Consider the following 13,401-nt stretch of genomic DNA (forward strand, 5'->3'; position numbering starts at 1 on the left):
GCGACGACGTCGCCTCCGGCACCATAGACTTCACGGCCTGATCCAGAACCGCTTCCGTGACCACGTCCGCCGCCTCCTGTGTCTAAAACTTGGAGAAGCGCTCAATGCGGGCGCTTCATTAACCCCACCTTCAGGATAGGCTAACTAATGGTCGTTAGCCAAGAGTTTTTTGGGGATTACTTCTTTGTTAGGGTCAAGTTATGAGCGGTAGGTCATACGAGGCTGCGCGCGACGCCTTCGCCCGCCAACTTCAGGAGTGGGACTGGGCAGGCCAAGGGGCCTCGCGGCGGCACATCCTTGAAGCCTTTCTTGAGTTGGCAATAGCGAACGGCTTCAGCTCGGTCTCGATGCGAACGATCGCAAATGCCGTTAACATCAAGCCCCCCAGCCTTTACTCACACTTCCCGAACGGGAGGGACGAAATCGTTGCAGAATCGCTCCGCTGGCACTTCCACCGCTTTGGCATGGCCTTGTTGGAAGCGGTCGGTCCGGCGACCTCTGCTGAGTCTTTCTGGGATGCCATGGTCAGGCTTCACTTCATTCGTCAGGTGAAGCTCCCGGAAAGCAACCTCTGGGACTTGCTGGTCGCCACCGACAGGATGGCCCATATCCTCCCGCCAGCCCTGCGCAATCAGGTCAATGACTGGGTAAGCCTCCATCAGAACATGTACGTGGCCGCCGCCACTGACATGGGCTACACGCAAGCCGAGGATCGGGTCAAGGTCATCATGACCCTTCTTGAAGGAGCCACCAGGTGGGCATCACCCGATTGCAATGACAATGAACTGGAGGCATTGACTAGTCGCGCCGTCACGCTTTCCCAGGTCGTTCTCGCTGCTCAATTTTAGTTCGAGCGCAAGGTTTCGGCCGACTCCCTGACTCGTGCTGACCCCACTGGGTTGCAACCCGGGCCTCCCACTCCCAAGCGTCTCCCGCAGTCCACCAGGACGTGTTCTCGCGCCGGATCGTGGGCTGGCAGGTCTCCACGAACCTCTAACACCGAGCTCGCCCTAGACGCCCTGCAAATGGGCCTGTGGTCCCGGACCAGGGACGGGGCAGATCTGGCCGGATTGGCCCATCATTCAGACCGCGGAGTCCAGTATCGGGCAATCCGCTACACCGAACGCCTCGCCGAAGCCGACGCGGTCGCCTCCGTCGGATCCCGCGGGGACAGCTATGACAATGCGTGCCGAGGCGCTGAACTCCTTGTTCAAGGCCGACCTCATTCGCAACAAAGGCCCGGCGAATTCCAGTGGTGCCTGCAACACCGGACTTAGTTGACTGGGTTCGAGACTAGCTCGGCGAGGACTTCTGCGGGCGTTCGGTAGCCGTGTCGTTTCCGTGGCCGGCGGTTGAGTTCCGCCGCGACGTTTTCGAGGATTCCGGGCCCGTGGAACGACAAATCGGTGCTTTTCGGGAAGTACTCGCGGAGGAGTGGAGTGGTCCCCGAAAGCTGGACACGGTAATTATGTGTCGAGCATCGAACGGGGTCGCAGCAATGTATTCAGGGAGCACTCTTAGCCGGTCGGACGCCGTTTCGGCCGTCGAGTTGTTCGAGCAAGGACTGACCGCGAAGTCCGTCGCGCTTGCTCTTGATCTAGCATCGAATCCTGTCCAAATGTTGTATCAACGATGGCAGGTTCGAGGATCGGGTGCGCTGATGACAAGAGACCGTAAGCAGTACGACATCGAGACCAAGCTCTTGATCGTGCGGCGTCATCTTCAGGGCGTATCCGGACGTGTCCTGGCCAAGGAGTATGACCTTCCCTCGCCCGGCACAGTCACGAACTGGACGAGCATTTACCGGCGCGATGGTGAAGACGGGTTACGCCCGAAGAAACGGGGCCGGCCACCAGTCAACCGCGAGAATGCACTTCCTGAGAGCGAGGTCGAGCAGCTCCGGAGGGAGAACGAGCGGTTGCGTGCGGAGGTGGCGTACCTGGGAAAATTGCGGGCCTTGAGGTCACAGGAACGACGCTGAAAGTTCAAGCGGTCGATGATCTCAAGGCCCAACACCGGTTACCGCTGTTGCTGCATCTGGCAAAGATTCCCCGGTCCACGTTCTACGACCACCGCAACCGGCTCACCCGGCCGGATCGGCACGCAAACCTCAAAGAAGCCATTCGTCAGGTCTTCACGCAGGCGCGAAGCGCTTACGGGCATCGACGCGTCCTGGCCATGCTGCTGCGACAGGGATGGACAGTGTCGAAGAAGACCGTGCTGAAGCTCATGCGTGGGCTCGGTCTGCAAAGCCCGGTGCGTCGCCGGCGCAGATACAACTCCTTCCGCGGCGAGGTCGGTAAGACGGCGGATAACGTGTTGAACCGCCAGTTCGAGACTGCGGTCAAACACACAAAGTGGGCCACCGACGTCACCGAGTTCACGGTGGGTGCCTCCAAGGTTTACGTCTCACCGGTCCTTGATCTCCATGACAACCGGATCGTCTCTGTCATGGCAGGTCCATCTCCGAGCGTCAAGATGGTCACCGATGGCCTTCGCACTGCGATCAGCGGCCTCGCTCCGAACGAGCGACCCCTGGTCCATTCAGATCAGGGATTTCAGTACCGGCATCCGCTCTGGCAGGACACGCTCCGCGACGCCGGACTCACTCAATCAATGTCCCGTAAGGGCACCTGCTTGGATAACGCCTCCATGGAAGGGTTCTTCAGCCACCTCAAAGAGGAATGGTTCCGAATCCAGCAACCCAGGACTATCGAGCAGTTCCACACCGGGCTAACCGAGTATCTGCATTGGTGGAACAGCACCCGAATCCAACGAAGACTCGGCTACCTCAGCCCCGACGAATACCTCGCCCACAAGCTCGCCACCGCGTAACGTTTGATTAGGAGTCCAGCTTTCGGGGACCACTCCAGGAGCCCGTTGGTGTTTTCGTTGTTGCCGCGCTGCCAGGGCGAATGTGGGTCGCAGAAATAGATCGGCATACCGGTCGCCATCGTGATCTCCTGATGCCGGGACATCTCCGCTCCTTGATCCCAGGTCGTCGAACGGCGCAATTGCTCGGGCAGGCTATTCATCGCGATGATCATGGCATCTGCGACGGTGCGGGCGGTGTGGTCCTCTGGCAGATGCAGCAACATCACATATCCGGTTGTGCGTTCGACGAGGGTCCCGATCGCGGATTTCGATGACGTCGAACCGATGATTAAGTCCCCTTCCCAATGGCCAGGAACGGCGCGGTCCTCGACCTCGGCCGGCCGGTCAGAGATCATCACCATCTCCTGGAACCGTTGCGGGCGAGGACCCTCCGGCCTTTGCGGGCGCCGACGAACCCGCCCGGACCGCAGCGCCGTCGCAACTTCCAGGCGCAAGGATCCGCGGCCCTGGACATAGAGGGCCTGATAGATCGTTTCGTGTGACACCTGCATCTCCGGATTCTCCGGATGCTCCACCTTGAGTCGGCCAGCGACCTGTTCCGGGCTGAACCGGTCGCTGAGCATCGTGGTGACCTCTTCCCGTAACGCTAACCCGTCCAGCTTCCGTGGCTTCGGTCTGCGGGCACGTGCCCAGGTCTGCTCCTGCGCGAGCGATGGCGAATACCGGTCACTGACGCGGTTCCTCGCGATCTCCCGGCTGATTGTCGACGGAGCCCGACCCAAAATGGCGGCGATACGACGCACTCCATGGCCCTGAGCAAGCTGGAAGCCGATCTCTTCCCGCTCACGCAACGACAAAAGCCCTGCACGGGGCACACTGAAATCCGGAAGCGGCGATGGCAACACCTTCTGATGGTCGCTCAACCATCGGTACGCGGTCGGACGCGACACCCCGGCGGCCCGCGCCGCTACGGCTACCGCTAGCCCGGCATCCAGCCCTTCCCAGAACGCTAAACGAACACTCAACGGCGACCACGGTCTGCCCATCGACGACACCCCACAGAATTCAGGGTGTTGCACTCACCGCCTGAACTCGCCCCCTTGGCGCTGACCCTTACGCAAGAAAGCCCGGATTTCGCCGGCGACCGCGGGGGCGCCGCCGGTCGTGGCGCCGGGTCCTGTGGCGCCACTGCCGCCGCCAGCGATGTGCACCCGCCGCCCGGCGTTCGGTCGGACATTGTCAACGGATCCCAGCCCGAGCAGCACGGCGTTCACCTGCTGGCGGGCATACAAAGGGTCCTTCGCTGCGCCGGAGCGAAGCAAGGACAGGTCCCGCAGCCCTTCTTCGTCAAGTCATCTGGCGGCGACTGCTTAGGACAAGCGCCAAAGGGGCATGGAATTTTCAGCGCTTGGCCCTAGTCTCCAAGCCCAGGAAGTCCAAGGCTTCGACCTCGAACTGGGCTAGAAGTTCTGGGGTGCGTAAAAGTGACACAGTTGCCGATTCCCATGAGCGGAACCATTGGAGTTTAACATTCGGCAACGGACGCTGGTCGGTCCGGAGCCAACAACGCTTAGCAGCACCCCCAATGCAGCGTCGACGACGACGACGCGCTAAAGAAAGGCAAGACCGATGCAAGAAGACCTGGTCACGACTCCGGTCCTAGTGCCCGAAATAGAACGATCGACCGAATTTAAGCTGAGCGGCAAGATGGGGACGTTCGGACTCCTAACCACCGTCCTGGCGTTCACGGCACCGCTCGGCGTTGTCTACGGTTTCGTCTCCGTCAACATCTCCTTCGGCATCGGAGTGCCGATCGCATTCCTCGCAGTCGGGGTCCTGATGGTGCTATTCGCACTCGGCTTCACCAGCATGACGAGGGCCATTCCGCGCCCCGGTGCGTTCTACACCTATATTCGCGCCGGACTCGGTCGGCCCGCTGGCCTGGGCGGATCCTTCCTCGCGCTCGGAACCTACGGGTTTAACATCACCTCGGCCATCGTGGTCGCGGGCATCGCGGTAAACAACCTCGCCAGCGCCTTCACCGGCCACGCGCTCGCTCCCTGGTGGGCGTGGAGCCTCATCATGCTTGTCGCGGCATGGGTACTCAGCTACTTCAATGTCGAGCTCTCGGCAAAGGTCCTCTCGGTCATCCTGTGCATCGAGGTCACGCTCGTGGTGATCTTCGACGCCGTCATGATCACCAATGGGGGCCCGGAGGGGCAGTCGTTCGAGCCATGGAACCCGGCAAACCTATTCACCCCAACGATCGGTGTCCTCCTGCTGTTTAGCATCGGAGTGTTCAACGGCTTCGAGGCGACGGCCATTTATCGCGACGAGGTACTGCGTCCCTCCGTGACGATCCCTCGCGCCACGCAGCTGACAATCGTCTTCCTCGCCGTCTTCTACGCGATCTCGGCCTACGCCCTAATCCTCTCGGTCGGCACGAACCAAGCAGTCACGACAGCCGGAGCGAACGCCCCCCAGATGATGCCGAACGCCCTGCTCAAGTACTTCGGGGTCTTCGCAGACCAGCTCGTCTCCATCCTGCTGATCACGAGCTTCTTCGCCTCGATGCTGTCCCTGCAAAACATCCTGTCGCGCTACACCCACTCTCTCGCCGTGGACGGGATCTTCCCCCGCTACCTCGCGAAGGTGCACGGCAAGCACGGTTCGCCTCACCGCGCAGCCGTCGCCGTCGGCGCCGTCCTCCTCGTGGTCCTGGTGATCCTGGTGCTCTCGGGCGGGGACGAGAACGCGCTCTACGCCGCAGCGGGCGGTGTTGCCTTTTACGGAATGCTGCTCCTGCTGGCACTGACCGCAGTAGCGATCATCGTCTACTTCCGGCGTAACCCGTCCGGCATCTCCTTTTGGCGGACCTGCATCGCACCGGCTATCGCGCTGCTCGGTATCGGATTCGCGCTCGTCACCGGAACACTGAACATGAACCTTCTCGTCACCGGTGACCCGCTGCTCCTCACAGTTCTCCTGCTCATCCCATACGCCGCGACCGTCGCGGGGATCATCCTCGCATTCATCCTGCGTCGCCGCAGGCCGGAAGTGTACAAGCGCATTGGACGCACCCTCGAGTAGAGCACCCGGCTCCCGCCGGCGTCGACTACGCGCGCCCCCCCGAACAAGCCCTATCCGCACTCGGAACTACTAACTGAAAACGCCCAGGCCAGCCCGCAATCAGCCGGGCCGGCCTGGCCGAAATTAGAGATTCCGGCGAAGTACTCCCACCTAGAGAATTGAGGAACCCATGAACCGAGTTCAAGACAAAGTCACTATCATCACGGGCGCAGCCCGTGGTCAAGGCGAAGCACATACACGGCTTTTCGCTGCTGAGGGCGCATCCGTGCTCATGACCGACGTTCTAGACGACGCCGGCCGCGCGGTCGCTGCCGAGCTACAAGAAGCCGGTCACGATGTGCACTACCGGCACATGAACGTGTCCTCGGAAGAAGACTGGGCGTCGGTTGTTGCTGAAGCAGAGCAGCGATGGGGACGAGTCAACGTGCTCCTCAACAATGCTGGAATCGTTGGTTCGATGAAAGCAGCCGACCAAGAAGCCCTATCGGCGTGGGCAAAAGTAACTGATATTAATCAGCAAGGCGTATTCCTAGGAATTAAGCACGTCGTCCCTGCCTTGCGCCGCGCGGGAGGCGGTGCCATCGTGAATACCTGTTCCATCAACGGCACCGTAGGAGGACCTGGATTTTTCTCTTACCAAGCCTCGAAAGGTGCGGTACGGATGATGACGCGAGCCGCAGCACTCGAATACGTCAATGACGGCATCCGGGTCAACTCAGTCTCGCCTGGACTTATCATGACAGCGATGGCTGCAGAGGAAGGTGCAGAATCCAATCGTGCTTTCGCTGATGCCACACCGATGAAGCGGGGAGGCCGTCCGGAAGAGGTCAGCTTCGGAGTGCTGTTCCTAGCGAGTGACGAAGCCAGTTATATCACCGGCACGGACCTGCTGATAGACGGCGGTTATACGGCTCAGTAACGACTCAGCGGCAGACCTCGCGCGGACCGCGACCTGGAAGCACCAGATCGCGGTGCGTAGCGAACGGCCGGTTCTGGGCCTGCGCTGCGTCGAAAAAGCGCTGCGAATCCTCCAAAATCGCCTGACATCCGGCTTGATGTCCCAATATCGGACAGAGCGAGTTCTGCTCACAGACCTAGTGTCGTAGTAGAGCGACGAACATCAGGCATTGGATGCACCCCGCCTTGGATTGGAGGATGTTTATTCGAATGTCAGAACAAGTTGCAAGCTTTGCCACCCGCTTCGCTACTTTGCGGAAGCGGCACATCGCCATACAAATGTGGCGGAATACCTGTTCCATCTTTAACGTTGGACGCTCGACGACTGGAGCCCAAATGACCAACCAAACCGCCGTCCCTACATTCACGTCGGCGCTGACAGATCGGCGAGCTACCATACCGACAATTGTCCCTCACATCATTTCCGGCGAAGAGCTGTTCGTTGGCCCGCGAATCTCACGTGAGGACCCTAGCGATCCTTCAATCATCATCAGCGGCTGTCATGACGCATCCGCGGAATTGGTACAGCGTGCAGTAAACGTTAGCCGTGTTGCGCAGCGGGAGTGGGAGCTTGTTCCACTCCGGGAGCGTATCGACCGCGTTCGCAGTGCAATTGTCTTTGTAGAAAGCCACATTGATGACTGGACAGTGCGAGTGGCTCTGGAGACAGGCAAGGGACATGTGCCCGCCCGAGCGGAAATCCTGGAAGGACTTGAATTCCTCCGTAGGTATTCAACTCACGCTGAACAGGAAGGTGCATTCGAGGAAGAACTTGAAGCCGGAGACGGCACCCTTGCCAACCAATCCGTTCTTCGTCCGTACGGGGTCTTCGGTGTTATCACGCCGTTCAACTACCCGTTTGCTCTGGCTGCCGGTCCTGCGATTGCAGCAATACTGGCTGGCAATGGTGTTGTTATCAAGACAGACCACCGTGGGGCCTGGTCCGGTCATGCAGTCTTCGAGATGTTTGATGCCATGGATCTGCCGATGGGATTGGTCAACGTGGTGCACGGTGCAGACGGCCCGGGAAGGGCCTTGGTTTCCTCCGACGTGGACGGCTTGTCGTTCGTGGGTTCGGCGCAGGTTGGGGCTGCCATCCTCCGCCAGGTCGCTGCGGGGCCTTACCTTCGACCGGTAATTGCCGAGATGGGGGGAAAGAATCCGGTCATTGTCACGGACACTGCAGACCTGGATGCAGCGGCCGAGGGTATCGTCTTCTCTGCTTTCGACCTCGCTGGCCAAAAGTGCACTGCACTGTCCCGCGTCCTGGTCACGCCCGGAGCACACGATATTCTCGTGAAACTGGTGACCGAGAAAGCGGCCGCATTGCACATGGCGGGTCCAGCAGATCCCGGGGCTTTCGCCGGGCCGGTCATAAGCGTCGAAGCAGTTGAGCGCTATGAACGAATCCTGACAGAGGCCCGACGCGCCGGTTTTTCGGTGGCTGGCGGCGGACGTCTTGACACCAGCAACTACCTAGTCCGTCCTGTAGTCATTTCCTCGGTACCGGAAGACCACGCTTTAGCGCGTGACGAGCATTTCCTGCCCTTGATCACGATCAGCGAAGTCCCTACTTTTGAAGCTGCGCTTGAAGCCGCAAACGATGTGCCGCTGGGGCTTACGGCCGGCCTCTATACAGGGGACCACGAGGAGATCCGCATGTTCCTTCGGCGGGTCGAAGCGGGTTGCATCAATGTAAATGTGCCCGGGCACGCCACCACCTCATGGTGGCCCGGGCTGCAGACCTTCGGTGGCTGGAAGGGTAGTGGGTCGACTGGCAAGCAGGGGTACGGCAAGTGGTACGTTCAGCAATTTGCTCGTCAACAGAGTCGCAAGCTCCCGGTGGAGCTTCAAGCTTTGCTGGACGACTGAGCGCAGCAAGGAATTAGTCTACGCAGAAATTGCGGAGCGCGGTTCAGCTCAGGTCGGACTCTCCAGTCATGAGCTGAACCGTTGGACAGATGTGTTGTCCGTTAAAAGACCCGGGAAGTGGTGGCCTCGATGACGATTTCTAATCTGCCAGAGTTTGAGCCGAGCACAATCAAGGCAGGACCAGAAGCGCTAGCAGCACTCAGGGCGCTGCGAGGGCGGTTCCTGGCCGATCCGCATCGGACTGATTTGTCGTCCCTGAGGCCGGTAATTGCCAGGTCGTGGCGACGAAGCCTCGCCTGCAATGTCAACCCCGGGACAAAGGTTGTCGAATCAATGGCTGATCCGCAACTAGACGAACAGTTGCTCAAATGTGCCGAGCCCGTCATGAGCGACCTCGAACGAATGTGTTTGGATACAAACGGGTGCGTGAGCCTGACCGATCCCCTCGGCACAATGTCCGTGGTGCGGGGCGAACCTTCGGTCCTTCGCTGGGCCGACCGCCTCTTCACTCTAGGAAGCCGCGTTTCGGAAGATCTCAGTGGGACCAATTCCGATGGTACTGCTCTCGAAGAAGGCACTTCAGTTCAGGTCTGGGGCAGTGAGCATTTCGCTGAGAACCTCCAGGATATTTGTTGCACGTCGGTGCCAATCCGGGATCCCCTGCGCGGATCGATTCGTGCCGTTTTGTCATTGACTCTGCCTGCGCCCATCGCAAACGAATCCGATCCTCGGTCCATCCTGTTGATCGTTCAGGGCGCTGCCGCGGAAGTATCGCGGAGGCTAGCGGCCCGGTTGGCTGCCCGCGAGCAGGCATTGTTGTCCGCATATCTTCGAGAGGTTCGCAAGCGTGGCTCCGACGCTGTGGTAGCCATGGATGGACGAACGACTATCGCAAGTCGGGCAGCCATGGGCATGCTTGCTCAAAGCGACTATGCGGTCCTCGCGGGATATGCCCGTACATCCCAAGATCTACGTCAACCGCTTGAGCACAATGTCACGGTTGTGTCTGGCCGCGTCCTGCAACTTCAGATACGTCAAGTCGACACGGGAGACGATCCTGTCGGGACAGTCATGCGGCTGCGGCCAGCGCCCGTTCCTCAGCCCAGTGCTACACGGGTCGGAGTATCCGAGCGATTGGATGGGTTTGAGCAGCTGGTGGGAGAGGGCCTTGCCTTCCGTCGAGCCCTGGAAGCTGCCGCCACGGCGTGCAGCCGAATGATGCCTGCTTACATAGTCGGCGAACCGGGAACGGGCAAGAGATTCCTAGCCGAAGCAGTGGCATCCCGTCTGGCTAGGACGTCGGTGGTTCTCGATTGCGGCTCAGGATCTCCTCATGACCGCTTTGACTATGGCCGGCTGATGGAAGCCTTGGACAATGAGTCCGCAGTTGTAGTTCACCATATTGACGCTCTTGCAGCTGATGATCGGGATCGGCTCGCAACTACGTTGGCTGACCTGGAACAGCCTCGAGTCGTGCTGACTTCAAGGAAGCTAACCGACATGATGCTTCCACTTATAGCAGCGCTGCGCGGGATCGAGATTCAAATGCCTGCCCTGCGGCAGCGTCGGGACGACATACCAATGCTTGTGCGTAGCTTTCTGAGTGCCTCGGCCAACGGTCCGCGTCGCGCCTCTCCTCGCCTAATTGAGGCGCTTGCGGTGGGCGATTGGCCCGGCAACATTCGGCAGCTCAGGGACGTTCTGGAATCAGCATCAGCTCATGCTGTGCAGGGCATCATTGGCCCTGAGGATCTAACGGAGGCCCACAAGGGATTGCTGGCTAGAAGTCGGCTCACACGCCTTGAAGAAGTGGAATTACAACAGATCCGAGAAGCCTTGACCGAGGCCGACGGCAACCGGGTGAGGGCCGCGGTGATTTTGGAAATCAGCCGCTCAACACTGTATAGAAAGATGGATACTTACGCACGTCGCGGCTTTGAACTTGGTCTTCAGGCGGACGACTGAATGTTGGTCTTCGTCGCGTGGGTGGTTCATTGGCGAAGAAGTTGCCCAACTCTTCCTGCGCCCCCGACCGCGGGGACCGCTGTCGCTGCGGTGTCGCGGAGGAGGTGTGACCTGCGCACAGACAATTCGGGGTATAAACACCCAGAAACAACTCGCGGTACTGCGACTTGGTCCTTGGCTGATCGTCAATCTACTCAGATCGTAGGGACCAAAGGCACTCCCGACTTAGGCTAGGGCTAGCCGGCCGGGTTTCTGCCTGCGTGCCCGAGAACCAGCATTTCAGGGAGGTCAACTGGACGCGTTCGAAGCGCAGATCCGGAATGCGATCGACGGCGAGTTCATCCGACTAGAGCTTCCAGAGCACGGTTCTGCTTGGGAAGCCCCAAAAAAGTCGCTGCCCATCTTTCGACCTCAGCTGTCCCGCTGGATCCGAGCGGGGCGCAGCGGGGTGCTGTTGTTGCGTGTCTGGCAACAACCAGATCGAAGTTCTTCAGGGTTTCAACAAGACCTTGATTAATGGGCCGGCGGAGGCACCTCGTCCCACCTTCAGCGTCTTGACCATGGTGTTAAGACTGTGTCCAGGGCAGTTGTCTTTGCGCTGAGTTTGAGTGGTTGCGGAATCTACGGCAATTTGTGACCTGTCTCAAAACAGGACTGTGCCGAGTCCCAAGATAGCGGAGCCTAGATCCATGGGTGTTCACAAAACTCTATTGCCGGTGTCTGCGGCCTACATGCACGGCCACTGACGTTTCAGGCCCACGCGTCGCCGACCGGACGTCGCTGAGCTGTCGACCGCCACATCATCCAGCCGCTCTCCCAGCGGTCCCGACCCACTGCCTTGCGGATCATCGTTGACAAGGCAGAAAAATGCACAAAGGAGCACACCAAAATGACCACCTCAGCCATCAAATCCACGGCCATAACAGCCAGCGCCGAGGCAGGTGACGATATCGTCTCCTCTTGGGTCGCGGCACTAGAAGGTGCGCTGAGTTCCCGCAATGCCGCGGCCATCAACGAGTTGTTCGAGCGTGATTGCACAGTGCGCGACCTTTTGGCGCTGTCCTGGGACTTCCGAAACGCCGTCGGTCGCGACGAAGTCGTTGAACTTTTGAGTGCGGCTGACTCATCGACAGAAATCTCTGTGAGGGTTCGACGTGAGCCGCTCCCTATCTTGGGCCATGAAAATGGACGTCGAACCATCGCGCAGTTCCTGAGCTTTCGCACGAAAGTCGGCGAGGGGGAAGGATTTGTCAAGCTAGTCGAGGGGGAGGGCGGCGCTTATCGGGCTATGGCCTTTGTCCTCGCCCTCAGCGCTGTTGACACCCACCCCGAACAAGTCGGCGACCTACGGCCTTTGGGGCGCAGTCACGGCCCGAATCCGTCCCGTCTCCCATGGCATGAGGAACTTGATCACGAGTTCACGCGAAAAGACCCCACCGTGGTTATCCTGGGTGCTGGGCACAACGGCCTGATGCTCGCCGCACGACTACGCGTTTTGGGAATTCCTACCTTGATCGTAGAGAGCAATGCACGGGTGGGTGATAACTGGAGGAATCGGTACAGTTCGTTAGCTCTGCACACGCCGCTTGCCTCTGATCAACTGCCGTATGTCCCATTCCCGCCTACTTGGACTCGCTTTACGCCGAAGGACAAATTTGGGGACTTTCTCGAAAGCTACGCGTCGTTGTTGGACCTCGCGGTGTGGACGGGTTCGACTGCAGAGAATGTGAATTTCGATGTAATGGGCGGCCGATGGTCATTGGACGTTATTCGCCCGGATGGTTCACGCCGGACGCTCACTCCGCAACACCTCGTTTTCGCTACGGGAATGAACGGGGAGGCTCACCGGCCCGATCTCCCGGGCGAGGCGGACTATAAGGGGACCGTCATACATGCGGTCGACTACAAAGGTGCCGAGGCATGGGCCGGGAAGCAAGCTGTTGTTGTGGGCACTGGCGTCAGCGGACACGATCTCGCGCAGGATCTCGCGGAGCATGGCGTCGACGTGACCATCATCCAGCGTTCAGGCACGGTGGTGATGGACACGTCGACCTTCCACGCTGTGATGCATGCGAATCACACGGGGGGTCACTACACGGTTGACGAAGCTGATTTGGTCAACGCTTCGACGCCTTTCGGTGCGCTTCCCTCATACGGTGCGGCACAGCTTGCCCTCGTCAAAGAACGGGACCACGAACTTCTCGCGGCTCTCTCCGCGGCCGGATTCAAGCTCAGCGATGGACCTAACGGCCAAGGCGTGCTTGGCCTGATATTCGGGCAGAACGCTACAGGGTACTACTACAACGCCGGCGCGTCGGAACTCATCGCTGATGGCACTGTCAAGCTGCGCCACGGTAGCGTCACTAGTTTCAACTCTGCCGGGATCGTACTCGATGACTGCAGTTCTGTCGAAGCCGACCTCGTAATTTTTGCAACGGGATACCGTGGCCCCGCAACTGCCATAAGGAAAGTGCTCGGAGATGCAGTCGCAGACCAGGTCGGCAATTTCGCGGACGTCGGCGAGGACCGCGAATACGGACGCCTTTGGCGTCAGACCGGCGTCGACAAATTGTGGTTTATGGTTTCGCTCGGCATCGGCGACGGACGCTTCTACTCCAAATTGCTCGCGTTGCAGATCGCGGCGATGGACGCAGGGACCCTATGCAACTCAGGGAACTGACG

At 59.7% G+C, this 13,401-nt stretch carries 8 protein-coding genes and 3 pseudogenes; 9 read left to right on the forward strand and 2 right to left on the reverse strand.

The features are described 5' to 3' along the window. The first annotated feature begins 200 nt into the window (after positions 1 to 200). Both AB4Z38_RS09125 and AB4Z38_RS09130 read left to right on the forward strand, forming a co-directional pair. Complete coding sequence (locus AB4Z38_RS09125) at positions 201 to 848, forward strand: TetR/AcrR family transcriptional regulator (RefSeq protein WP_441429410.1); 648 nt, start codon at positions 201 to 203, stop codon at positions 846 to 848. A gap of 98 nt (positions 849 to 946) precedes the next feature. Next, a pseudogene (locus AB4Z38_RS09130) lies at positions 947 to 1,251 on the forward strand (DDE-type integrase/transposase/recombinase); the annotation flags it as partial. Here the strand turns inward: AB4Z38_RS09130 and AB4Z38_RS09135 are convergent. After that, positions 1,252 to 1,504, reverse strand: a pseudogene (locus tag AB4Z38_RS09135) (IS30 family transposase); the annotation flags it as partial. 156 nt (positions 1,505 to 1,660) lie between these two features. On the opposite strand from AB4Z38_RS09135, the gene AB4Z38_RS09140 reads away from it, so the two are divergent. Continuing rightward, positions 1,661 to 1,981, forward strand: coding sequence for a transposase (locus AB4Z38_RS09140; RefSeq protein WP_441429411.1), 321 nt, complete (start codon positions 1,661 to 1,663; stop codon positions 1,979 to 1,981). Positions 1,982 to 2,028: 47 nt separating this feature from the next. Then, positions 2,029 to 2,835 carry an IS3 family transposase gene (locus tag AB4Z38_RS09145; RefSeq protein ID WP_441429412.1) on the forward strand — a complete coding sequence of 269 codons (807 nt, stop codon included), beginning with the start codon at positions 2,029 to 2,031 and terminating at the stop codon, positions 2,833 to 2,835. Between the two features lie 17 nt (positions 2,836 to 2,852). On the opposite strand, the pseudogene AB4Z38_RS09150 reads toward AB4Z38_RS09145, so the two are convergent. Next, positions 2,853 to 3,881, reverse strand: a pseudogene (locus AB4Z38_RS09150) (IS30 family transposase); the annotation flags it as partial. 583 nt (positions 3,882 to 4,464) lie between these two features. On the opposite strand from AB4Z38_RS09150, the gene AB4Z38_RS09155 reads away from it, so the two are divergent. The 5 genes from AB4Z38_RS09155 (at position 4,465) to AB4Z38_RS09175 (ending at position 13,399) form a co-directional block, all read left to right on the forward strand. Next, positions 4,465 to 5,925: an APC family permease gene (locus AB4Z38_RS09155; RefSeq protein ID WP_441429413.1), complete on the forward strand. Its 1,461-nt coding sequence runs from the start codon at positions 4,465 to 4,467 to the stop codon at positions 5,923 to 5,925. A 169-nt stretch (positions 5,926 to 6,094) separates the two neighbouring features. Next, the gene (locus tag AB4Z38_RS09160; protein ID WP_441429414.1) at positions 6,095 to 6,844 is read left to right on the forward strand and encodes an SDR family NAD(P)-dependent oxidoreductase; all 750 of its coding nucleotides are present in this window, start codon (positions 6,095 to 6,097) and stop codon (positions 6,842 to 6,844) included. A 212-nt stretch (positions 6,845 to 7,056) separates the two neighbouring features. Then, complete coding sequence (locus AB4Z38_RS09165) at positions 7,057 to 8,754, forward strand: aldehyde dehydrogenase family protein (RefSeq protein ID WP_441429415.1); 1,698 nt, start codon at positions 7,057 to 7,059, stop codon at positions 8,752 to 8,754. 333 nt (positions 8,755 to 9,087) lie between these two features. Then, a complete protein-coding gene (locus tag AB4Z38_RS09170; protein ID WP_441429416.1) occupies positions 9,088 to 10,719 on the forward strand; it encodes a sigma-54-dependent Fis family transcriptional regulator in 1,632 nt (543 codons plus the stop codon). A gap of 889 nt (positions 10,720 to 11,608) precedes the next feature. Next, positions 11,609 to 13,399, forward strand: coding sequence for a flavin-containing monooxygenase (locus AB4Z38_RS09175; protein WP_441429417.1), 1,791 nt, complete (start codon positions 11,609 to 11,611; stop codon positions 13,397 to 13,399). The last annotated feature ends 2 nt before the right edge of the window (positions 13,400 to 13,401 follow it).

The sequence above is a fragment of the Arthrobacter sp. 2RAF6 genome (assembly GCF_052115205.1).
Taxonomy (GTDB): Bacteria; Actinomycetota; Actinomycetes; order Actinomycetales; family Micrococcaceae; genus Arthrobacter.

What these genes read in the sequence shown, in the direction of transcription:
- AB4Z38_RS09125 (WP_441429410.1), top strand. Translation starts at nt 201, where the DNA reads ATGAGCGGTAGGTCATACGAGGCTGCGCGCGACGCCTTCGCCCGCCAA.
- AB4Z38_RS09140 (WP_441429411.1), top strand. Translation starts at nt 1,661, where the DNA reads ATGACAAGAGACCGTAAGCAGTACGACATCGAGACCAAGCTCTTGATC.
- AB4Z38_RS09155 (WP_441429413.1), top strand. Translation starts at nt 4,465, where the DNA reads ATGCAAGAAGACCTGGTCACGACTCCGGTCCTAGTGCCCGAAATAGAA.
- AB4Z38_RS09160 (WP_441429414.1), top strand. Translation starts at nt 6,095, where the DNA reads ATGAACCGAGTTCAAGACAAAGTCACTATCATCACGGGCGCAGCCCGT.
- AB4Z38_RS09165 (WP_441429415.1), top strand. Translation starts at nt 7,057, where the DNA reads ATGCACCCCGCCTTGGATTGGAGGATGTTTATTCGAATGTCAGAACAA.
- AB4Z38_RS09170 (WP_441429416.1), top strand. Translation starts at nt 9,088, where the DNA reads ATGGCTGATCCGCAACTAGACGAACAGTTGCTCAAATGTGCCGAGCCC.
- AB4Z38_RS09175 (WP_441429417.1), top strand. Translation starts at nt 11,609, where the DNA reads ATGACCACCTCAGCCATCAAATCCACGGCCATAACAGCCAGCGCCGAG.